Source organism: Longitalea luteola (assembly GCF_017356035.1).
Lineage (GTDB): Bacteria > Bacteroidota > Bacteroidia > Chitinophagales > Chitinophagaceae > Niastella > Niastella luteola.
In genome coordinates this window covers 684,224-705,775 of sequence record NZ_JAFIQX010000001.1, presented here as the reverse complement: position 1 = coordinate 705,775, position 21,552 = coordinate 684,224, and the positions used below count along the sequence as shown (strand labels likewise).

At 45.7% G+C, this 21,552-nt stretch carries 17 protein-coding genes and 1 tRNA gene; 10 read left to right on the top strand and 8 right to left on the bottom strand.

Annotation, left to right across the window (positions count from 1 at the left end; translation table 11 throughout):
• Nucleotides 1-42 precede the first annotated feature (42 nt).
• Complete coding sequence (pyk, locus tag JUB15_RS02635) at nucleotides 43-1,536, top strand: pyruvate kinase (RefSeq protein WP_207510763.1); 1,494 nt, start codon at nucleotides 43-45, stop codon at nucleotides 1,534-1,536.
• A gap of 120 nt (nucleotides 1,537-1,656) precedes the next feature.
• Here pyk and JUB15_RS02630 read toward each other — a convergent pair whose 3' ends face one another.
• Complete coding sequence (locus JUB15_RS02630) at nucleotides 1,657-2,706, bottom strand: hypothetical protein (protein WP_207510762.1); 1,050 nt, start codon at nucleotides 2,704-2,706, stop codon at nucleotides 1,657-1,659.
• A gap of 300 nt (nucleotides 2,707-3,006) precedes the next feature.
• Between JUB15_RS02630 and JUB15_RS02625 the strand changes: the two genes are divergently transcribed.
• Nucleotides 3,007-3,438 carry a DoxX family protein gene (locus JUB15_RS02625; protein WP_207510761.1) on the top strand — a complete coding sequence of 144 codons (432 nt, stop codon included), beginning with the start codon at nucleotides 3,007-3,009 and terminating at the stop codon, nucleotides 3,436-3,438.
• Between the two features lie 173 nt (nucleotides 3,439-3,611).
• Here the strand turns inward: JUB15_RS02625 and queD are convergent, their stop codons facing one another.
• Complete coding sequence (gene queD, locus JUB15_RS02620) at nucleotides 3,612-3,968, bottom strand: 6-carboxytetrahydropterin synthase QueD (protein WP_207510760.1); 357 nt, start codon at nucleotides 3,966-3,968, stop codon at nucleotides 3,612-3,614.
• 265 nt (nucleotides 3,969-4,233) lie between these two features.
• On the bottom strand, nucleotides 4,234-5,082 hold the full coding sequence (locus tag JUB15_RS02615; protein ID WP_207510759.1) for a DUF4382 domain-containing protein: 849 nt from the start codon (nucleotides 5,080-5,082) through the stop codon (nucleotides 4,234-4,236).
• A gap of 399 nt (nucleotides 5,083-5,481) precedes the next feature.
• Here JUB15_RS02615 and JUB15_RS02610 point away from each other — a divergent pair, with 399 nt between their 5' ends.
• The 3 genes from JUB15_RS02610 (at nucleotide 5,482) to JUB15_RS02600 (ending at nucleotide 7,201) form a co-directional block, all read left to right on the top strand.
• Nucleotides 5,482-5,805 carry a hypothetical protein gene (locus tag JUB15_RS02610; protein ID WP_207510758.1) on the top strand — a complete coding sequence of 108 codons (324 nt, stop codon included), beginning with the start codon at nucleotides 5,482-5,484 and terminating at the stop codon, nucleotides 5,803-5,805.
• Between the two features lie 30 nt (nucleotides 5,806-5,835).
• Nucleotides 5,836-7,071, top strand: coding sequence for a sterol desaturase family protein (locus JUB15_RS02605; RefSeq protein WP_207510757.1), 1,236 nt, complete (start codon nucleotides 5,836-5,838; stop codon nucleotides 7,069-7,071).
• A gap of 59 nt (nucleotides 7,072-7,130) precedes the next feature.
• Nucleotides 7,131-7,201 (top strand) — tRNA-Cys (locus JUB15_RS02600).
• A gap of 564 nt (nucleotides 7,202-7,765) precedes the next feature.
• Here the strand turns inward: JUB15_RS02600 and JUB15_RS02595 are convergent.
• Nucleotides 7,766-8,323, bottom strand: a complete 558-nt coding sequence (locus tag JUB15_RS02595; RefSeq protein ID WP_207510756.1) for a DsbA family protein — start codon at nucleotides 8,321-8,323, stop codon at nucleotides 7,766-7,768.
• Nucleotides 8,324-8,642: 319 nt separating this feature from the next.
• Nucleotides 8,643-11,255: an ATP-dependent chaperone ClpB gene (gene clpB, locus JUB15_RS02590; protein WP_207510755.1), complete on the bottom strand. Its 2,613-nt coding sequence runs from the start codon at nucleotides 11,253-11,255 to the stop codon at nucleotides 8,643-8,645.
• Between the two features lie 195 nt (nucleotides 11,256-11,450).
• On the opposite strand from clpB, the gene JUB15_RS02585 reads away from it, so the two are divergent.
• The 3 genes from JUB15_RS02585 (at nucleotide 11,451) to JUB15_RS02575 (ending at nucleotide 14,184) form a co-directional block, all read left to right on the top strand.
• Nucleotides 11,451-12,506 carry a serine hydrolase domain-containing protein gene (locus JUB15_RS02585; protein WP_207510754.1) on the top strand — a complete coding sequence of 352 codons (1,056 nt, stop codon included), beginning with the start codon at nucleotides 11,451-11,453 and terminating at the stop codon, nucleotides 12,504-12,506.
• A 572-nt stretch (nucleotides 12,507-13,078) separates the two neighbouring features.
• Nucleotides 13,079-13,372, top strand: a complete 294-nt coding sequence (locus JUB15_RS02580) for a hypothetical protein (RefSeq protein WP_207510753.1) — start codon at nucleotides 13,079-13,081, stop codon at nucleotides 13,370-13,372.
• Nucleotides 13,373-13,608: 236 nt separating this feature from the next.
• Nucleotides 13,609-14,184 carry a CAP domain-containing protein gene (locus JUB15_RS02575; RefSeq protein ID WP_207510752.1) on the top strand — a complete coding sequence of 192 codons (576 nt, stop codon included), beginning with the start codon at nucleotides 13,609-13,611 and terminating at the stop codon, nucleotides 14,182-14,184.
• Nucleotides 14,185-14,243: 59 nt separating this feature from the next.
• On the opposite strand, the gene JUB15_RS02570 is transcribed toward JUB15_RS02575, so the two are convergent.
• The 3 genes from JUB15_RS02570 to JUB15_RS02560 form a co-directional block, all read right to left on the bottom strand.
• The gene (locus tag JUB15_RS02570; protein WP_207510751.1) at nucleotides 14,244-15,869 is read right to left on the bottom strand and encodes a sodium:solute symporter; all 1,626 of its coding nucleotides are present in this window, start codon (nucleotides 15,867-15,869) and stop codon (nucleotides 14,244-14,246) included.
• Between the two features lie 234 nt (nucleotides 15,870-16,103).
• A complete protein-coding gene (gene xylA, locus JUB15_RS02565) occupies nucleotides 16,104-17,432 on the bottom strand; it encodes a xylose isomerase (protein ID WP_207510750.1) in 1,329 nt (442 codons plus the stop codon).
• 255 nt (nucleotides 17,433-17,687) lie between these two features.
• On the bottom strand, nucleotides 17,688-19,166 hold the full coding sequence (locus JUB15_RS02560; RefSeq protein ID WP_207510749.1) for a xylulokinase: 1,479 nt from the start codon (nucleotides 19,164-19,166) through the stop codon (nucleotides 17,688-17,690).
• A gap of 389 nt (nucleotides 19,167-19,555) precedes the next feature.
• On the opposite strand from JUB15_RS02560, the gene JUB15_RS02555 reads away from it, so the two are divergent.
• Together JUB15_RS02555 and queG are read left to right on the top strand one after the other, a co-directional pair.
• Complete coding sequence (locus JUB15_RS02555) at nucleotides 19,556-20,449, top strand: AraC family transcriptional regulator (protein WP_207510748.1); 894 nt, start codon at nucleotides 19,556-19,558, stop codon at nucleotides 20,447-20,449.
• 109 nt (nucleotides 20,450-20,558) lie between these two features.
• On the top strand, nucleotides 20,559-21,488 hold the full coding sequence (gene queG, locus JUB15_RS02550; RefSeq protein WP_207510747.1) for a tRNA epoxyqueuosine(34) reductase QueG: 930 nt from the start codon (nucleotides 20,559-20,561) through the stop codon (nucleotides 21,486-21,488).
• Nucleotides 21,489-21,552: the final 64 nt, after the last annotated feature.

Sequence of the window (21,552 nt, the reverse complement as noted above, 5' to 3'; positions counted from 1 at the left end):
GCATCGAATAAACCAGAATTTTAGAATCAAGAAAAAAATACAATGGCACGAGATATTACCAAGTACCTGCACAATGAAATGGACAAGGAAGCAGGCATTCAACATAGTACACATAGAACCAAAATTGTAGCTACCGTAGGGCCTGCCTGTGACACTTACGAAAAATTGCTGGAGCTGGTAAAAGCAGGGGTTAATATTTTCCGCCTGAATTTTTCTCACGGAACCCATGAAAACAAGGCACAGATCATCGAACACATCCGTGCCATCAACTCAAAAGAACCGTACAACATTTCCATACTGGCCGATTTACAGGGCCCCAAGTTACGCGTTGGTGAAATTGAGAACGGCGCCCTGCTCATTGAACCGGGCGACATCCTCACCTTCACCTCCAAAGAAAAAGTAGTAGGCACCAAGGAAAAGATCTATGTCTCCTACCCCAACCTGCATGAAGATGTGGAAGTAGGGAACAAGATCATGATCGACGATGGTAAACTGGAAGTGGTAGTAGTTGATGTTACCAAAGCAGGCGATGTAAAAGTACAGGTAACCTACGGCGGTATGTTACTGCCCAAGAAAGGGGTTAACCTGCCAGATACAAAGATCTCGCTTCCTGCATTAACCGAAAAAGACCTTGTAGACCTGGATTTCATCATTGATCAGAAAGTTGACTGGGTTGCATTGTCGTTCGTGCGGAAAGTTGATGACATAATCGACCTGAAGAAAAGATTGCAGGACCGCAACAGCAAATCGAAAGTCATTGCCAAAATAGAAATGCCTTCTGCCCTGGTTGACCTGCGCAATATCATTCTTGAATCAGACGGCGTAATGGTGGCCCGCGGCGACCTGGGTGTTGAACTGCCGGTTGAAAAAGTTCCTTTAGCGCAACGCGATATCATTCGTAAATGTATCCACCGCGCAAAACCGGTTATCGTGGCTACCCAGATGATGGAAAGCATGATCGACCGCGTAAAACCTAACCGCAGCGAGATCACCGATGTGGCCAACGCTGTGCTGGAGGGCGCCGATGCAGTGATGCTGAGCGGCGAAACGGCTACCGGTAAACACCCCGCCCTGGTGGTGGAAACCATGCGCAAGATCATCCTGGAAGTGGAACGCACCGAATACCGTTATAACCGCGAAGAGGACCTGAAACCGCTGCCGCACTCACCTTCTTTCCTGAGCGACGCCATTTGTTACAATGGTTGTAAACTCGCTAAGGATACCAAGGCCGATGCGCTGATCGGTATGACGCAAAGTGGTTATACTGCTTTTGTGCTCAGCAGCTACCGTCCCTATTCGCCCTTGTACATTTTTACCAAGGAAAGAACGCTGGTAAACCAGTTGAGCTTAAGCTGGGGTGTTCGCGCCTTCTTTTATGATGAAGAGGAAAGCCTGGATGATATCATGTTCGACCAGATCAGGATCCTGAAAGAAAGAGGTTTCCTGAAAACCGGCGATGTAGTGGTGAATACAGGTAGTACACCGGTGCACCTGCACATTCCTACGAACGTATTGAAGATCACGAAAGTGGACTAAAATAAAAGCATTTTAAATGGCGGGTGGCGAGTAGGAGTTCCTACTCGCCACTCGCATTTTAAAGAGATGTGCCACACTTTAAAAGTGTGGCACATCTGTGCAGCAAATATGTTAATTACACTATTGGTATTGAATATAGATCGGCTGTGGCTTCAATTTCAACACTTCTGCCGGCTGTAACACATGGCTGTTGGCCTCGCGCAGGTCGTTCTTGTAAAAGATCTTGAAACCGGTGAACTGTACAGGCTCTTTATAAACGAACTGTTTGTAGGTATTGAACTTACGGGCCTGGTGTCCCCATCCATCCATATCCATGACGATCTGAACTTCAGGCTGTAGTTTGATCTGTTTATAATTAGTGACCATACCTTGAGTGAAGCGGTGCACCACCAGGATCTTGGGCGGCAGATTATGGGCCTTCACCAGTTTGGCCAGGTAGTCAGTAGTATAATTGATGTCGGCGGCATCCATGGAGCCGATCACTGAGCCGGGCTTTTTGCCGGTCTTCATCGAAAACTCCGGATCGATACCCAGGTGCACATTGGGCAGTTTCAGGTATTTTTCCAGCTGGGGCACTTCCTCCTGCAGGGTACTTAAGGCAATTTGAATATCCAGGAAAACCAGGGCATTCATTTTCCTGGCCATATTGATCGCTCTTTCAATATGGGAAGCAGGCATGCGCAACCGGTATTTTCCCGTTTCGCCGGGACTGCCCTGTGCTGTAACTGCGATATAATGAATAGCGGGGATCACTTCCACAGAGGTGTCGGCCGCCTGCCATTTTTTTACTTCTCCATTTAATTTGTCGATGACCACATCCTCGGCATATTCGCCCAGAATACCCATCTTTTTAGAATAGAAATTACCATAATAGGCTATAACCCGTTTAAAAGGGAAAATGGCGCCAGGTTTTGGATAAGCGCCTTTTACCGGCCATTTGCCGCTTGAGTCGCCATTGGCGTTCTTTTGCAGTTTAGCGAGAAATAACGCAGTATCCAGTGGTGGTAATGAAGGCTTTACAACCTCGGTATCATTTTTCACAACCTCTTTGCCGGTATCCGCCGCACCTGGTTGTCCTTTGGCATCGCCAGGTTTACACATACTGAAAGATAAAGCGGAAACGGAGAGTACGAATAGTGCGCCTGTCCATATACGGGCAGATTTCTTCATGGTAATTGATTTTTTAACGGAAGGCCGCCTGGCCTCATTTTGATGAATCATAAGTTGCTCTACAGGAAGGGATAAAGATCGGGTAATTTGTTAACAACGCATTATATGTGAATATATTTTGGCACCTGACTGATTTAGCAGGGCTTTCACATTTCAAATTTATTACAGGCACTGGTCTATAATAAAAATTTCAAGTGTAACTTTATAGTACGTTAACAGTTAACGGGTTCACCCGGTTATTTTGTTAGCGGGTTTTACCCATTAGCCATTAGCATTTTACAAATCATAAAATGTCCTGCCATGGGTACGCTTCAACAAATTCATCAGTGGAGCCTTACACACCATCCCCGTTGGCTGGTAGTGCTGCGGGTAGCTTTAGGGATCTGTCTCTTCTTAAAAGGCATCTTTTTCCTGGTAAACACGGCTACGTTGGAAGAACTGGTTAAAGGCAGTCTGGTTGCCAACCGCTCCGACTGGCTGGTCATCTTTATCACCTGGTCGCACCTGCTGGGCGGTTTCCTGATAATCATTGGATTGCTTACCCGCTGGGCTGCCTTGCTGAACATACCCATCTTAATGGGCGCCATTATTTTCATCAATACGCAGCGGGAGGCATTTGGCAATTTTGAATTACCGTTTGCATTGATCGTCTTGTTGTTGCTGATACTCTTCCTGGTTGAAGGAGGCGGCCCTATTTCGCTGGATAACTTTTTCAGCAAACACGAAGCCTGATTTTGATTGCGGGATTTCGGGATTGCGGGATTTCTGGATTTGACAATCTCTCGATTTCCGGATCTCGAGATTTACAGAGTTAGCGATTTTAAGACCGTTCAGTCCGCAGCAAATCTCAAAATCCCGAAATCAGAAATTACGTCTCTACTTTAGTATGAGAAACATAAATCAAATTACTCTCCTTCATAAATGACCCCGGATGTGGGCGTCTCATGCAGTTCAATGCGATGCATGGCGGGCAGTGCAGGTTTCAGCTGGTCCCAGATCCATACGGCTATCAGCTCGCAGGTTGGGTTTTCAAGCCCCGCAATATCATTCATGAGCTTGTGATCGAGCTGAGCTACTACTGGTTTGATGATCGTTTTCAACTCAGCAAAATCAATGATCCAACCCAGCCTGGGGTCTGGTTTGCCTTTCAGCCACACACGTAAACGATAGGTATGGCCATGAATATTCTTGCACTTATGACCATCGGGCACATTGGGCAGAAAATGGGCTGAATCAAATGTAAATTCTTTATAAAGCAGCATAAGACCCGCAAAGGTAGTGAAGAAAAATGTGCTAATGTGCTAATGAGATAATTTGCTAATGGGAATACAGGTTGCAGGCTACCAGTTACCGGGCACCAGTTACCAGGGACCGGAGGCTTAAATCTTTGCCCGGTGACCGGAACCCCCCGGTAACAGCATCATCCCCCCTCACTCTCCTTCAACCTTCACGACTCACCATTCACCACTCCCAATAAAAAACCCCGGCAATCGGAGCTGCCAGGGTTTGTGTTGCTTTTTGCTTGTATTATTTGTGAAGGGTAATGGTGCCAAGGTCTGTTTCCCTGCCGATAGCCACCGATATATTATTGATCGTTGTATCCTGGTAGCCATTGCCGGCATTTATGTAAACAGAATATGAACCGGCATCTAATCCGCGCACCTTATACCGGCCATCGCGCCAGGGGAATGCATAAGCGGTATCAGTAGCGTTGTAAATGGAAATGATCGGATAGGCATCAGCAGGTTTAACAATACCTTTCACCGAACCGGATTCTTTAATGATGAAGGCACGGATAAACGGGGCCAGGTAAAATTCATTATTGCGCAGGCGAACAATGGAACGGCCGCAATCAAAATCAAGCCACAGGCGGTAGCGGCCATTGGAGAAATTGTCCCACTCATGACCATACAGCCTGATCGTGATGGAAGTCTGCTTATTGACCAGGTTAAGCGGATAGGAAACGCTATCCTTTACGATCGAGTTGTTGGTGCCAAGGGTTATAACAATTTTGCGGATGGTGCCATCGCTTACCATGCCACTGCCCAGCAGGGTATCAACACCATTACGTAAGGTCAACAGATCATATACGCCCGGGGCAATGTTCAGGGAATCCCAGATGTTACATTTTTTGGTACTGTCCCAATCATCGCGACGGCGGCGGCTTTTATCGCAGGTATCAACCAGCACTTTTACTGATTTAATATCGATCAACACCTTGTCGAAATAATCAGTAGGACCATCAGTAAGATAAAGGCTTAACTCCTGCTTACCCGGAGGCACAGTTGAACTATTATCTGATTTGTCTTTGGAACAAGCATAAAAAATGATTGCTCCTGTTGCTACAATCATTACATACTTAAACAGGTTTCTCATTGATTTCATTTTCGATTGGTTTGTTTTGAATCAAAAACATTTCAAGAGAGCTTAACAATTTCCATGCCTTTGTAATAAAAAACGGTTACTATAAATGTTTGCACGTACCCAACCTTATACTACCTGTAACCTACACCGCCTGAGCGGAAAAAAACAGCCTGTTATGACACTATTTATACCACAAGAATTAAACCTTCTGAAAAATAGATAGTCTAAATTCTGCCTCCTCGAAATTCTATTTGTATATTTTTTTAGTCCACCTATTTTGTAGACTTAATTAATTGATGTATCATTGTGGTGAAATCGACACCACCATGCGACTTTATTATTCAAAAGAACGATGTTGATAATATTACCGGGAGGTATATATAGTCTATCATCATTTAAAAATATTGACGCATGAATCGCATACATCGCAATAGCTGGCTGATTGCGTTGCCGGCTGTTATTTTCAATACATCAGAAATTTTTCCGGCCAAACCATATACCATAGAAGGTGCGGTAAAGAACAGTGCTACAGGTAAATACATTGAGAACGCTTATATCTATATAATATCAGGTGAGGAGGAAGCGCTTTCGAATAACAAAGGCGCCTTTACTATTTCCACCTGGCAGGAACTACCAGTTATTTTATCGATAGAGCATCCTGTATATAATAAAAAGAAGATCCGCGTAACAGATGCATCGCAGTATCAACTTATAAAACTGGATCCGAAACAATAAAGCAAATATCCGCATCAATCTTTACCGGTTATGAAATTGAACCTGCTGGCACTGGCAGTGCCCTTTTTTGTTGTTTTCATGGCCCTGGAATTTTTTATAGCCCGGCAAAAAAAGAAGCCTTTTTTTAATCTGCACCATTCCATTGCTAATATCAGCGTAGGGATTGCAGAGCGGCTGCTGGATGTGTGGGTTACCGGTTTGTTCTTTTTTATATATGATCATTTGCAGAAAAAATTCGGTTTGTTCAATATTCAACCAGGCATCCTGTTGTGGATCGTACTCCTGTTATGCACCGATTTTCTGTGGTACTGGTATCACCGGCTGGCGCATGAGATCAATCTGTTCTGGGCAGTGCATGTAGTACATCATCAAAGCGAAGATTTTAACTATACGGTATCGGCGCGAATAACCGTGTTTCAGGCTTTTGTGCGAACGGGTTTCTGGGCAGTGCTGCCGATACTGGGCTTCCCGGCTTCCATGATCACCAGCATTTTGCTGGTGCATGGGTTGTACCCTTTCTTTATCCATACCCAACTGATCAGGAAACTGGGAATACTTGAATATGTGCTGGTTACTCCTTCACACCACCGGGTACACCATGCAAGCAATGAACAGTACCTCGACAAGAACTACGGAGATGTATTCATCATCTGGGATAAGTTGTTCGGTACTTTTCAAAAAGAAGAAGATGGTGTGGCTATTCAATATGGTTTAACACATCCGCTTAAAAGTTATAGTTTTTTGTGGCAGCATTTTCACTTCATTGCTGAATTGTTATTAGCAGCCCGTAAAACAAAAGGGGTTATCAATAAGATGAAACTGCTTTTTGGTAAACCTGATTTAATTGATCATCGGTTCCGCGAGCACGCCGAAGCAAAACTGTTGGTTCAAAAGAAGGATGTACCGGTAGATAAACCGCTTAACAGGTATGTTGTATGGCAGATCGTCTTAAGCATTGTCCTGTTGTTCGTATTCATACTTTTTGAAGGATACCTGCCCCTGCATCAACAGCTACTGATCACCATTGCCTTATTGCTTACGCTGATCAATTGCGGAGCTATTATGGAACAGAAACAGTGGGTGGTACACCTGGAATTCCTTCGATTGCTAACTGTTACCATCGGGGTTATGATCGCTTACTCAACGGGATGGTACAGTTTATGGTTGATCCCGGCTGCTGCGGTTGTATTCACTTACTATTTCGAAGATATCCGCAACTGGTATGTACGATGGGTGTATAATGAGCGGGTAATAAATGGCGAGTAGTAAAATGGCAAGTGGCCAGTGGGGCCGCCAGGCAGGTTCAGCGTTTTGCGTTTAAAATGAGTTACGTGGCCGAGGGGGAAGGCAGAGGCTAGCAAACCCTCTTACGGTGGTTCGAATCCACCCGTAACTGCAGTTTTTCATATGGCAAGCAATCATTCATTCATTCAGGGCGGTGTTTCTACACTGCCTTTTTTAGTATGGGCATAAAAAAAGCTCCCGGAACCGGGAGCGTGTATGAACAGGCAATCGTTATAATTTCAATGATTAACCAAAGTTTCTTTTTTCCCGGCAATCAAACAAGTGTTAGTAAAAAATTTGTCCTTACAGCAGGTCTGCAGACATAATATTAAACAAAATAAAATGTGGCACTTTCGGAACCTAAAATTTATTTTCACCACATTTATAAATAAAAATCATTCATCCTATACCCTTCCTATAGCTGCCTTTTCAACAAACCACGTGAATTTGTTAGTTTTTCGTGACTCAGCATAAAACCATTTAAGCCGAAAAAAAATTTTAATTTTTTTTTAAAATCCGCCCTGAAATGGATGTTTTTGGTAAGATCCGGGACTAAAAAGCAAAAGGTGTTGTTTTCACAACACCTTTTTTACTTAGACTTCATAAAGATCACCCTTCATCCAACACTAAACTCTTCTTATTCTGCAATTCTTTCTGTTTTCACTAGCGATCCACGCTAGGCTCTCTTACGCTTAACTGTGTGACATTCTTCCTCAATGGCCCGCGCTAATTCTGGCTGACTAAGCCGGCCATGATACAGGCGATCGTTAATAAACAGCGTTGGTACGCTGCGAACGCCCTTATTTAATCCTTCCAGCAGGTCGGTCCGCACGGTCCAACCGTATTTGCTTTCTACCAGGTCGGGCAAAAAGTTCTTACTGGTTACCCCCACTTCCCGGGCGTATTCCCGTAAACTGATGGTACCCAGGCGGCGATGGTGTGCATATAACAGGTTATGCATTTCCCAGAATTTGCCTTCCTGGGCAGCTGCCACCGCCGCTTCAGCCGCTTTATGCGCATGCTGATGTATCTGGGTCATCGGAAAATGCCGGTAATTGAATCTGATCTTCTTTCCATGCGAATCGAGCAACTTTAGAATCACCTTATGTACCTTGGCACATTCTTCACTTTCATAGTCACCATATAAAACCAGACTCACCGGCGCATCCGGCTCTCCAGCCCATAGCCCTTTAGTTGAAATGATATCCTTGTTTTTATCATTTTTTACAGGCATATATCGCTCCTCATTGTTTTGTTACGCTTTTTATGAATGGATTAAAAAAGGCCACTCTACTTTTAGCAGAGTGGCCTGGTCCAATTAACTAATAATTCCTCAAATTACCCGTTCATACAAAACCTGTCAGGTCCTCCCCAAAATCTGTTACCTCGTAAATGGACCTGACAGGTTTTTGATCACAGGCTTTCTCTCTCACTCACTTTAAATAACATCGGCTCGTTCATTTGGTTTTGTGCTGCCGGCAATTCCCATTTCTTTAACGATTCATTAAAATTTCAATTAACTGATCCTGTCATTTATATATTCAGCACTTTGCTTATCTCACTTTTTCCGGCGCCTCATTTCTGAAGACCACTACTCCATCAAATACGTCAACCATCACCGGTTTGGATTTGTCGATGTCGGCGGCCAGGATCTTTTTGCTCAGCGGATTAACGATCTCCTTCTGGATCAGCCGTTTCAACGGCCGGGCGCCAAATTGCATATCGAAACCCTGCTCGGCCAGGTATTCAAGGGCGTAATCGCTGAACCGCAGATCGATGCCATTTTCGGCTACCTGCTTTTTCAGGTGATTCAGCTGGATCTGCACAATGCCAAAGATCTCTTTCTTCAGCAATGGCTGGAACATGATGATCTCATCCACCCTGTTCAGGAATTCGGGCCTGATGGTTTGCCGCAGCAAATTCATCACTTCCACTTTGGCCCGTTCTGTAGCTTCTTCCACAGCGCTTTCTTTTACATCTTCGAACGCTTCCTGTATGAGGTGGCTTCCGATATTGCTCGTCATAATGATGATGGTGTTCTTGAAATTCACCACCCGGCCTTTGGCATCTGTCAGCCGCCCATCGTCCAGCACCTGCAATAACACGTTCCACACATCGGGATGTGCTTTTTCGATTTCATCGAGCAGCACCACACTATATGGTTTACGACGAACAGCCTCGGTTAGTTGCCCACCTTCTTCATATCCTACATAACCCGGAGGTGCGCCTACCAAACGGCTTACCGTATGCTTCTCCTGGTATTCGCTCATATCGATGCGGGTCATCATGCTTTCATCATCGAACAGGTAATCGGCCAGGGCCTTGGCCAACTCGGTTTTACCAACACCGGTAGTTCCCAGAAAAATAAATGACCCTATCGGCTTTTTGGGATCATGCAATCCCGCCCTGCTTCTGCGAATAGCATCGGCTACCGCGGTAATCGCTTCGTCCTGCCCTACTACCCGCTCGTGCAGTTTTTCTTCCAGCTGCAACAATTTCTCCTTATCGCTCTGCAACATACGGGTCACCGGTATGCCGGTAGCTTTAGCTATTGTTTCAGCAATATCTTCTGCGTCCACTTCTTCTTTCATCAACCGCTTGTTCTCACTAATGGCATTCAATTGGTTTGAATACTCATTGATCAGGCGCTCCTGCTCTTTTATTTTACCGTAACGGATCTCGGCCACCATTCCGTAATCGCCATTTCTTTCTGCCTGTTCAGCCTGCTGCTTCAACTGTTCCACTTTTGACTTGGCGTCCTGCACTTTATCAACCAGCTCTTTTTCTTCCTGCCATTTGGCTTTTACGGTATCCCGTTCAACACTCAGGTTGGCTATTTCGGTATTCAGCGATTTTAGCTTGTCCTCATCGTTCTCGCGTTTAATAGCCTCGCGTTCAATCTCCAGCTGACGTATTTGTCGTATCAAATGATCCAGCTCTTCGGGCATGGAATTCATTTCGAGCCGCAATTTGGCCGCTGCTTCATCGATGAGGTCGATCGCCTTGTCGGGAAGGAACCGGTCGGTAATATACCGGGCCGATAATTCCACTGCCGAAATAATGGCTTCGTCTTTAATGCGCACATGGTGGTGCGTTTCGTAACGGTCTTTCAATCCACGCAGAATGGAGATGGCATCCTCAACCGATGGTTCATCTATCATTACTTTCTGGAACCTGCGTTCAAGGGCTTTATCTTTTTCAAAAAATTTCTGGTATTCATTCAGGGTAGTGGCGCCTATGGCCCGCAGCTCGCCCCGCGCCAGGGCGGGCTTTAAAATATTCGCTGCGTCCATAGCGCCTTCACCGCCGCCGGCGCCCACGAGGGTATGTATTTCATCAATGAACAGAATGATCTCGCCATTGCTATCGCTTACTTCTTTCACTACACCTTTCAGCCTTTCCTCAAACTCCCCTTTATATTTGGCGCCGGCGATCAGTTGTCCCATATCCAGCGCATAAATAACTTTGGTTTTCAGGTTCTCCGGTACGTCGCCATTTACCACCCGGTGGGCTATTCCTTCTGCAATCGCGGTTTTACCCACACCGGGTTCACCTACGAGGATCGGATTATTCTTGGTACGGCGCGACAAAATGTGCAAGGTCCTGCGGATCTCTTCGTCCCGGCCAATAACCGGGTCTAACTTGCCGCGGCGTGCCAGATCGTTTAAATTACGCGCATATTTATTCAGCGCATTGAATTGGGTTTCCTGCGTTTGAGAGCTAACCGTTGCGCCCTTGCGTAATTCTTTAATAGCGGTTACAAGACCTTTCTCGCTTAGTCCGGCCTCTTTTAACAAACGGGCAGTAGAATCGTTGCCCTGCACGATGGCCAGCAACAAATGTTCGGGCGTGATGAATTCATCGCCGAATTCCTTCAAAGCCGCACCGGCCCGCAGTACCACATTGTTCGTTTCGCGGCTAACCATTTGTGCCGCATCACCACTTGTTTTGGGTAATTTACCGATCGACTCCTGCAATTTGTTTTCGAGCAGGTTAACGGTAACATTGTTCTTCTTCAAAAGGTATTCAACCGGAGAATCCTCCTGGTCGAGTAAGGCCTTTAACAGATGTTCCGTTTCTATATTCGGACTCTGCGAATTAAAAGCTACCTGCTGTGCCTGTTGAAAAGCCTCCGCTGCCTTTATGGTAAAATTTCCTAAGTTCATATAGCTAAAGTGATAATTTGATTATGTGATAATTTGCTAATTGAATACAAGCCAGCTATTTCAACCTGCTGGTCTTCCAACCGTTTACCCATACTCAACGTACAAATAAACAATCGGTTCAAACCCGAGCTTTGATATTCAATTAAGCTGTACATTACCTGCAAATCACAATCCAGGCCAAAAATTTATGCATTTATGTCATTAAAAATGAGACCCATCTGCCTCAGTTGCAGTATTTTAACCGTATACCTGTTAATCTTTCAGTTTTCGTTCGCCCAACCGGACTTCAGCAATGTGGACGCCCTGTTAAATAAGAACCAGAAACTCCTGGGCAACGACCTTGTTGCCATGGTGTATAAAGACGGCAGGGTGATTTACACCAAAGAGCTCGGAACTGATTTCAATGCCAAAACAGCCGCCCCGATTGCCAGCGCCAGTAAATGGCTGACCGCTGCCCTGGTGATGATCTTTGTAGATGAAGGGAAACTCGACCTCGATGACCCGGTAAATAAGTACCTCCCCGTTTTTGACAAATACATGAAAAGCCATGTCACCATCCGCCAGTGCCTGACGCATACGACCGGCATTGAAAAAGATAAAGGCAACCTGCTAAAGATCGTACAACGCCGCAAATTCATGAACCTGGAAGAAGAAGTGAATGCTTTTGCCGCTAAAGAAATTTCAAACAATGCAGGCACTGAATTCCATTATGGCACCATTGGCCTGAATGTGGCCGGCCGCGTACTGGAAGTGATCTCGAAGAAACCGTTCGACCGGCTGATACAGGAAAAGTTATTACGCCCGTTGAAGATGAGGGCCACCTCCTTTATGAATGAAAACGGGTATGCCCCCAATCCTTCCGGCGGCGCGCGCAGTACTGCCAATGACTATATGAACTTTTTATCGATGATATTGAACAAGGGCATGTTTGAGGGCAAAAGGATACTCAGTGAAAAAGCCATTGAAGAAATGCAGAAACCGCAATTCACCAACCTACCGGTAAAACATACCCCAAAAGTGGCAGAAGGCTTTCACTACGGTTTGGGTCAATGGATCCAGGAAGAAGATGCCAACGGCAACAGTACGGTAGTAAGCAGTCCCGGTTTGTTCGGCACCTGGCCGTATATTGACAAGTGCCGTAATTATGCCGCTATCATATTCGTGAAGTCGTTATTGAACGAACAGAAAAAAGATTTCGCATTACAGTTCAAGGCCGCTGTAGATGAGGCCGTTGGCGGAAACTGTAAGTAAGCAATGTGATGATGTGATAATTCGATAATGTGATAATGCTTCTGTGATGCAGCCGGATTTTCCGAAGCTTTACTTTTGCTCCGGATGCCGACACACAGCGCTCATACAATCTGTATTTCCATTATCAAATTATCACATTATCATATTATCACATTAACAAAAAGGGCATCCCGGCATCCCGGAACACCCTGTGTTCATCATCAGTCCTAATAAGTTATGAGCAGATCAGATCATTCCTGCTGTTAGAACCGAAAAATAATTACTATTTAACGCCGCCACGGTGTTATGGACATTACAAATATTCCAAATACACAAAATCACTTAAAACAGCTAGTAATAATCAATGAGATGATGTGATGATGTGATAATGTTCCTGGTTCGGCAGTCTGATCTTCCGGGTGTGTACTTATGGCAAGAGCCTAATGCATAGCACTCACCTAAACTGCATTTCCATTAGCACATCATCACATCATCACATCATCACATTATCACATTATCAAATTATCACATTAGCTAATTAACTCACCCGGCCCGGTTCTTGCTTAACTTTTATGTAACCAACCTTCTTACTTATGAAAACGTTCACCATCCTATCCATCCTTTCCATTCCCCTGTTACCCCACTGTACTACACTTAGCCCCGATCATATCAAAAGCCACCAGTGGCTCTATGGCAAGGGATACCGCATCGGCGACAAATTGCAGTTCGACAACAAGAACTTCAGCGTTCGCGGCGATACCATATTGAAAAGTGATTTGCCCGTAGCAGTTGTAGTGATGACCTCGGGCGACCTGATAGGCAATAATAACATCATTACCATTCAGTCCCTGGCTACCGGTGAAGAAGGGTTGTATCATGAACAATAGACAATTGACAACAGACAATTGGCAAACACGCCAGCAAAGTTCCATTGTTAATTTCGTATGCCGCGAGTGATTCACCATTCATCACGCACCATTGACCTCGTAGCTGGTTACCGTAACCATTAACTACCTGTATTGTTAAATCCATGTTCTCCCCATGCCGGCCTATTGCAAAACCGGCCGGATATGCTTATATTTAATTAATCAGTTATATTTTCCAAAACCAGACCGTACTTCTTATGAAAGCAATCTCTTACATGGTACCAGTGGTGATGTTACTATTGTCGTTTCTTTACAATAACAATCCCTTTATAGTTAAAGAGGAAGCGCAACAGGCTTTTCAATTATTGAACGCCATTCGCAATAACCCCCAGAAATATTATAAAGAATTACACCTGAATGCCAAACTGCCCATAACCAGGACACCCTTACGCTGGAACGACACGCTGGCCAGAGTAGCCGAGGCAAAGGCCATGGATATGGCCAAACGCAATTATTTCGACCACGTTGATCCCGACGGTTATGGCATCAATTATTTTATCAACCAAAGTGGTTATACGTTGAATCCGGACTGGCTAAAGGATAAAAAGGAGAATTTTTTTGAATCGATCGGATCGGGGCATGATTCGGGTGTAGAAGCTATAAAATCCCTGATCATAGATGCCGAAGATGCCACAAAGGGCCACCGCGATCACTTACTGGGCATAGGTAAATGGGATGCCTCCCTGGTTGATGTAGGTATTGGCTTTGTAAAATGCGATGGCGGTAAGTATCAATCCTACATCTGTATCATTATCGCCAAACACAACTGGTAGCAAAAAGAAAGTAGGCAGCAGGCAGCGTCTACTGCCCACTGCCTACTGCGCAGTGCCTTTTATTTAGCAACGCCTAAAGGCGAGAAGTACATAAAGGCGGCAACGATGAACAACAATACGATCACCGTTAATATCACATCTTTCTGGTTCCAGCTTGCGCGGGAAGCGGCTTTATCTTCAGCTACGGTAGTAGCAAACGTCAAGCCTTTTATTTGTTTTTCGTTCGGTGGCGGCGAAGCCAGGCTTACGGCGATCATCAACACGATCGAAAACACAAACAACGCAATACAGAAGTATAAAAAGTTCATGGTGGCAAAATCGTACAGGATGCCAGACAGGCTGCCTTTCATCAGTTCGAACACCAGCTTTAAAATACCAATGATAAAACCTGCTACCATAGCCGTGTAGGCTCCTTTTGCATTGATACGTTTTGAAAATACACCCAGCAGGAAGGCGGCCGCAATAGGCGGCGCCAGGTACGATTGCACGCTTTGCAGATAGCCGTACAATCCTTTGGATATATTCTTCATCAACGGGATCCAGATCATCCCCAGCAATACCACAATACCGGTTGCAATCCGGCCTACCCGCACCAGTTCATGACTGTTGGCATGTGGCTTCATTTTCTGGTAAATATCCATCGTAAACAGCGTTGAACAGGCATTGTAAACCGAAGCCAGCGAACTCATTAACGCGGCCAGCAGACCTCCGGCCAATAATCCTCTAAGCCCCACGGGCATGATCTCCTTCACCAGGGTGGGAAAAGCTGTATCGGTCTCTGACATGTTCAATTTCCCCTGTTGATGTAACACATAAGCGATCAGGCCGGGGATCATGAAGATAAAGAAGGGAAGCAGTTTTAAATAAGCGGCGAAAATGGTTCCGCGTCTTGCCTCTTTTTCATTGCGCGCTGCCAGGCAGCGTTGCACAATATGCTGGTCGGTACACCAGTACCATATACCAACAATGGGCGAGGCAAACAATATTCCTGCCCACGGGAAATCAGGATCTGATAATGGCGGGAACATATTTACTTTTTCTTTGGGCAGTGAACTGATCAGCACATCCCAGCCGCCGACCTTATTCAATCCCATAAACAACAGCACGGCGGAACCTACCAACAACACGATGGCCTGGATGGCTTCCGTGTACATTACGGCATGCAATCCGCCGAAGATGGTATATACCCCGGTAACTACTACGAGAATGATGGCGCCCGTCCAGAAGTCGACCCCCAGCAGCGAATTAAATACCAGGGCCCCTGCGTAAATGGTTACAGCCGCCTTCGCGATCACATAGCTGATCAGCTGAATGATCGACAACAGCCATCTTGCTTTGGCATTGAAACGTCTTTCGAGGAACTCAGGCATCGTGTACACCATACTGCGCATATAGAAAGGTACAAATACCCAGCCCAGCGTCAGGATGATCCAGGAGTGCAATTCGTAATGCCCCATCACTACCCCGCTATTGGCGGCGGTACCGGCCAACCCTACAATGTGTTCCGAACCTACGTTGGAAGCCAGGATGGAGGCACCGATCACAAACCACCCGAGGTTCCGGTTGGCCAGGAAGTAATCAGACGGTGAGTCTTTTGCTTTTCTAATCGACCAGATGGAGATCGCTGCTATCACAACCATGTACAGGCCTATGAACAGCCAATCGATTGGACCAAGAAATTGCATACGGCAAGTATTTAGTTTAAGACAATCGTTATTAATGGTTTGCTTTGTGATAATGGCATGCTTCGCAAACCAGAGGAAATTTCTGATTTCGAGATTTCGAGATTTTGAGATTTGCTTCTGTTCTACATTCCGACAAATCTCTAAATTTCTAAATCTTCAAATGCATAAATCTCAAAATCCCTAAATCTCAAAATCCCTAAATCCCCTAAATCGGAAATCTCGAAATCAGAAATCCTAAATGTATTGATTGATGATGTTCTCCAGCCACTCCTGTTTACCACTGATCTGTTTGGGCTCGCCGTTCGCCAAGGCGTACTCACGCAGGTCTTCCAGCTTCAGGAGGCCGGTCTCAAATTCTTTTCCTTTGCCGCTGTCGAATGAAGCATAACGGTCTTTACGGAATTTCAGGTAAGGCGATTTCTGCAGTACCCGGTCAGCAATTGTCAGGGCACGGGCAAATGCATCCATTCCACCGATATGCGCAATAAAGATATCTTCCAGGTCAGTAGAATTCCGGCGTGTTTTGGCATCGAAGTTCACACCGCCACCCGCAAAGCCGCCGGCTTCCAGGATGATGAGCATGCTTTCTACCAGCTCATTCAGGTCGATCGGGAACTGATCGGTATCCCAGCCGTTCTGATCATCACCGCGGTTGGCATCGATGCTACCCAGCATACCGGCATCGGCAGCCACCTGTAACTCGTGCTGGAAGGTATGTCCGGCCAGGGTAGCGTGGTTCACCTCGATATTTATTTTAAAGTCTTTATCAAGTCCGTAATGGCGGAGGAAGCCTACCACAGTAGCGCAGTCAAAATCGTATTGGTGTTTGGTAGGTTCGCAAGGTTTGGGTTCAATAAAGAATACGCCTTTGAAGCCCTGTTTGCGGGCATAGTCGCGCGCCATGGTCAGAAAACGGGCCAGGTGATCCAGCTCCCGCTTCATATTGGTGTTCAGCAGGCTCATATAACCTTCACGGCCACCCCAGAACACATAGTTCTCACCGCCCAGTGCTATGGTAGCATCCAGTGCATTTTTTACCTGCGTACCGGCATAAGCTACAGCAGCAAAATCAGGATTGGTGGAAGCTCCGTTCATATAACGGGGATTCGAAAACACATTTGCCGTTCCCCACAACAATTTCACGCCGCTGGCCTGTTGTTTTTGTTTTGCATAGTCTACAATGGTTTGTAAACGGCTTTCATATTCCTTTAAGTTCGCGCCTTCATCAACCAGGTCGATATCGTGGAAGCAATAATATGGAACCCCCAGTTTAGTGATGAACTCAAACGCCGCATCCATTTTATCTTTTGCGCGCTGATTGGCATCGCCGGCTGCATCCCAGGCGAAATGTTTTGTACCCGGACCAAACGGATCGGCGCCGGTGTTACAGAAGGTGTGCCAGTAACATACCGCAAAGCGTAAATGCTCTTTCATGGTTTTGCCGGCTATTACCTTATTTTCATCATACCATTTAAAGGCCAGTGGGTTGTCGCTCTCCACGCCTTCATACTTAATGGAACCAATACCTTTAAAGAATTCCTTGTCGCCAGTAATTATTTTCATATACCTTATGTTATTTATTTACTTGAAAGATTTTCTAATTAATCAGGTTCCCGGTAACTGTCGGGAAGTGAATGGTGAATGGTCAATCCGCCTATGCGAAGGCTTCGGCGGAGAAGTACGGCAAACGGCAAATGCTCAAATTTAAAATTTATCCTTTTTCAGGTTACCGGCTCGCCAACTGGTAACCGCAACTATATTCATTTGCCCAGCCTGTCCCGACTTTAGTCGGGACCTTCAAATTTTCACGTTTGCTAATTAATCAAGCACATTATCCAGCAATTCCTTCCATTCCTCATACACGGCCTTATACTCCTTTTTCTTCGCAGGTTCTATGACGGTCAACGGCTTTATCTGCGTAAATGCCTCTTTTGGCGTTTTATATTCGCCCACCCCAATTCCGGCGCCAATAGCAGCGCCCACACTGCCGTCGCAATTGTACAGTTCAACCGGCACGTGCGTGGTGTTTACAAATGCTTCTACAAACAGGTCACTGAGGAACAAATTGGCTTTACCTGCCCTGATCACCTGTGGGTTCATGCCATTTTCACGCATGATGTCCAGTCCATACCTAAAGGCACAGGCAATACCCTCCTGCGCTGCACGGAACAAATGCGCCTGCGAGTGCAGGTTCAGGTCAATATGATGGAAGTGCACGCCGATGATCTGGTTCTTCAGCATGCGCTCGGCGCCATTCCCAAAGGGCAGCACGCGCAGGCCATCGGCGCCTACCGGCACTTTTGATGCTTCGCTGTTCATTTGCGAATAGCTGATGGCCGGCGTGAAAATATTCTTGACCCAGCGGTTTAAAATTCCGGTGCCATTGATACATAACAACACGCCTAACCGCTTTTTTTCATTGGTATAATTCACGTGTGCAAAAGTATTCACCCGCGATTCAGGATCATAGGTAAGCTCATCACTTACGCCATAAATTACGCCGGAAGTACCAGCTGTTGCAGCTACTTCCCCGGGTTCCAGCACGTTTAACGACAATGCATTATTGGGTTGATCGCCGGCTTTATAGGTAACCGGGATGCCGGTTCGTAATGATAACGCTGAGGCCACATTCGCCGATAACCGGCCATGGTCAGAAAATACGTTTTGCACCTCCGGTATCAGTTTGTCGTTAAAACCAAAATGATCCATCACATCGCGGCTGATGCGGTCTTTCCTGAAATCCCAGAAAATACCTTCCGATAATGCGGACACACTGGTGGTGATATTACCTGTCATTTTCATGGCAATAAAATCACCGGGCAGCATGATCCTGACGGCTTTCTTATACGTATCCGGCTCTGTTTCTTTTACCCAGGCCAGTTTCGAAGCAGTAAAATTACCGGGCGAGTTCAGCAGGTGTGAAAGGCTTGTCTTCTTACCGATGGCATTAAAGGCTTTATCGCCTATTTCAACAGCCCGGCTATCGCACCAGATGATCGAATTGCGCAGCGCCTGCTGCTGCTCATCAACCATTACCAGTCCATGCATTTGATAAGAAATGCCTATGGCGCCAATATCAGCCGGATTATACGCATTGGAGGTATTTGCTTTTTTAATAGCCTGCTGCACATGTTCCCACCACATATCGGGCGATTGTTCGGCCCAGCCGGGTTGCGGTGAAATAATGGGAGATTCTGATTCGGGGTACTGGGCAGATGCTTTTACAGTTTGCGTTTGGGCATCTACAACAGAAACTTTGATAGAGGATGTGCCTACATCAATTCCAAGCAATAGCATATGGCAGAGTTAAAATTCCAGGAACCAAAAACCAAGAGCCAAAAAATAAATACCAATGATCAAAATCAAATCCCAAATTGCAACCATTTGTGATTTAAGATTTGTGATTTATTTCTGGATCTTGAGATTTAAAATCTTTGCTTTATTATTTGGTTCTTGTGATTTGTGATTTGAGATTTAAAAGAAAAGGCAGCAAGCTCGAGATAGTTCTGATTCTACGCCCTACACCTGCTGCCCTGTTAACCAAAAACCTTTATCGAAGAATCGAAATTATCAGATATTAATAAATTGGCCTTCCACTTTATTTTCGAAAACATAAACTATTTTAATATAACTGATATCCAATATGTTTATTTTTGCTTAAAATAGTGTAACGGAGGGGCTAAGGCATGAAACCTTTAGTTGAAAAATTACCACTTTCCCAGAACACCTCATTTGTGGCGCGCACCTACCGTACGCCCCATTTTGAAGTACCCTGGCACCAGCATATTGAGTATGAACTGATCCTGTTCATCGAAGGCGAAGGCACTGCCTTTATTGGCAATTATATTGGCGAATTCAAGACCGACGACGTTTTTTTCCTGGGCAGCAACCTGCCCCATACATTTCAAAAAGCCCATAAAGACCTGGTTACCGCAGCAGTCGTTGTGCAGTTCACCGACGATTTCTGGGGTCCCGGCTTCATGCAATTACCTGAAAGCAAAAGCATCCTGAAACTGTTTGCCATAGCTTCCCAGGGACTGAAGATCCGGGGCGCCAGCCGGCAGCAATTAAAAACCTTGTTAATTGAACTCGAACATTTAGAAGGATTTGCCCGCATCATCCGGCTCTGCGAATGTTTACAGGTAATAGCCGCCGCTCATGAATATGAAACGGTGTCTACACAGGAGGTGAAAACCTTTCAGGCCAAAAACAAGGACCGTATCGACCGCATTTACCAGTTCACCATCGATAATTTCCAGGAACCGATTGCCCTTTGTGATGTGGCGTCCACCGCTGGCATGAGCATTCCGGCCTTTTGCAGTTATTTTAAAAAAAGCACCAAGAAGACCTATGTCGATTTTTTGAACGAAGTACGCATCGGCCATGCCTGCAAACTGTTGATCGATACACAGAAGACCGTTCTCGAGATCAGTATCGAAAGCGGCTTCAATACGCTGGCTAATTTCAACAAACAATTCCTGAAGCTGAAACAGCTTACCCCATCGGGCTTCCGCAAAAAATTCCGCATTCAGGAACAGGAAGAATACTTACAAGACGAATTCAGAACGCTTAATGCTTAACGCACAACGCAGCCTTCCGAAATGCAGTCATAAAATTGCAAACCGATAATGCAGGTACAAACTTCCAAACAACTTAAAACTTTGAACCTAAAACTTTGAACCTAAAACTTTGAACTATAAACTTGAACATACCCAGCAAATAAGATCATTCGTGCGCGAACTGGGTTTCGACTTTTGCGGGATTGCCCGGGCCCAACGGCTGGACGATGATGCCCGGCGGCTGGAGCAATGGCTGAACAAAGGCTTGCATGGCAACATGCAGTACATGGAAAATTATTTCGATCTGCGCATCGACCCCACCAAACTGGTGCCTGGCGCCAGATCGGTGATCACAGTATTACTGAATTACTTTCCGCAGCAGCAGCAAACAACGGGCACGCCGCATATTTCGAAATATGCATTTGGGGCTGACTATCATGAAGTGATCAAAAAGAAGCTGCATGCCCTGCTGGCGCTCATTAATGAACACATCGGAGAAGTACAGGGTAGAGGGTTCGTTGATTCCGCGCCGGTACTCGAACGAAGCTGGGCGCACCGCAGCGGATTGGGCTGGATAGGTAAAAACGGCAACCTCATTACCAAACAACAGGGCTCTTTTTTCTTCATTGCCACGCTCATCGTTGATCTTGAGCTGGAATACGACGATCCCATTGCCAAAGATTATTGCGGCAGCTGCCGCCGTTGTATCGATGCGTGCCCCACCGGCGCTATTTCGGAAGGCAAAGTGATCAATGGCAGCCAGTGCATTTCCTATTATACGATTGAATTAAAAGATCTGTTATTGCCCGATGATAAAAAAGGTCAGTTCGCCGACTGGATGTTTGGCTGCGATGTATGCCAGGATGTTTGTCCGTGGAACCGCTTTGCCCAGCCAACCCGGGAAACGGAGTTTACTCCTATCCCGGAAATACTCAACTTCACTACCAAAGAATGGGAATCGCTGACCGAAGAAGCGTTCAAACAGATCTTCAGGCACTCGCCCTTAAAGCGCGCCAAATTCCAGGGCATCCAGCGTAATGTGAAATTTCTGAAGGGTTAAGACTGTGCCACAGTTTCTGCTCTTTAAATGGCTAAATCCGTCTGCCGACAGGCAGGTGCACAGC

Excerpts from the sequence above, each read along its gene's own strand:
- pyk (WP_207510763.1), top strand. The coding sequence starts at position 43 with ATGGCACGAGATATTACCAAGTACCTGCACAATGAAATGGACAAGGAA.
- JUB15_RS02630 (WP_207510762.1), bottom strand. The coding sequence starts at position 2,706 with ATGAAGAAATCTGCCCGTATATGGACAGGCGCACTATTCGTACTCTCC.
- JUB15_RS02625 (WP_207510761.1), top strand. The coding sequence starts at position 3,007 with ATGGGTACGCTTCAACAAATTCATCAGTGGAGCCTTACACACCATCCC.
- queD (WP_207510760.1), bottom strand. The coding sequence starts at position 3,968 with ATGCTGCTTTATAAAGAATTTACATTTGATTCAGCCCATTTTCTGCCC.
- JUB15_RS02615 (WP_207510759.1), bottom strand. The coding sequence starts at position 5,082 with ATGAGAAACCTGTTTAAGTATGTAATGATTGTAGCAACAGGAGCAATC.
- JUB15_RS02610 (WP_207510758.1), top strand. The coding sequence starts at position 5,482 with ATGAATCGCATACATCGCAATAGCTGGCTGATTGCGTTGCCGGCTGTT.
- JUB15_RS02605 (WP_207510757.1), top strand. The coding sequence starts at position 5,836 with ATGAAATTGAACCTGCTGGCACTGGCAGTGCCCTTTTTTGTTGTTTTC.
- JUB15_RS02595 (WP_207510756.1), bottom strand. The coding sequence starts at position 8,323 with ATGCCTGTAAAAAATGATAAAAACAAGGATATCATTTCAACTAAAGGG.
- clpB (WP_207510755.1), bottom strand. The coding sequence starts at position 11,255 with ATGAACTTAGGAAATTTTACCATAAAGGCAGCGGAGGCTTTTCAACAG.
- JUB15_RS02585 (WP_207510754.1), top strand. The coding sequence starts at position 11,451 with ATGTCATTAAAAATGAGACCCATCTGCCTCAGTTGCAGTATTTTAACC.
- JUB15_RS02580 (WP_207510753.1), top strand. The coding sequence starts at position 13,079 with ATGAAAACGTTCACCATCCTATCCATCCTTTCCATTCCCCTGTTACCC.
- JUB15_RS02575 (WP_207510752.1), top strand. The coding sequence starts at position 13,609 with ATGAAAGCAATCTCTTACATGGTACCAGTGGTGATGTTACTATTGTCG.
- JUB15_RS02570 (WP_207510751.1), bottom strand. The coding sequence starts at position 15,869 with ATGCAATTTCTTGGTCCAATCGATTGGCTGTTCATAGGCCTGTACATG.
- xylA (WP_207510750.1), bottom strand. The coding sequence starts at position 17,432 with ATGAAAATAATTACTGGCGACAAGGAATTCTTTAAAGGTATTGGTTCC.
- JUB15_RS02560 (WP_207510749.1), bottom strand. The coding sequence starts at position 19,166 with ATGCTATTGCTTGGAATTGATGTAGGCACATCCTCTATCAAAGTTTCT.
- JUB15_RS02555 (WP_207510748.1), top strand. The coding sequence starts at position 19,556 with ATGAAACCTTTAGTTGAAAAATTACCACTTTCCCAGAACACCTCATTT.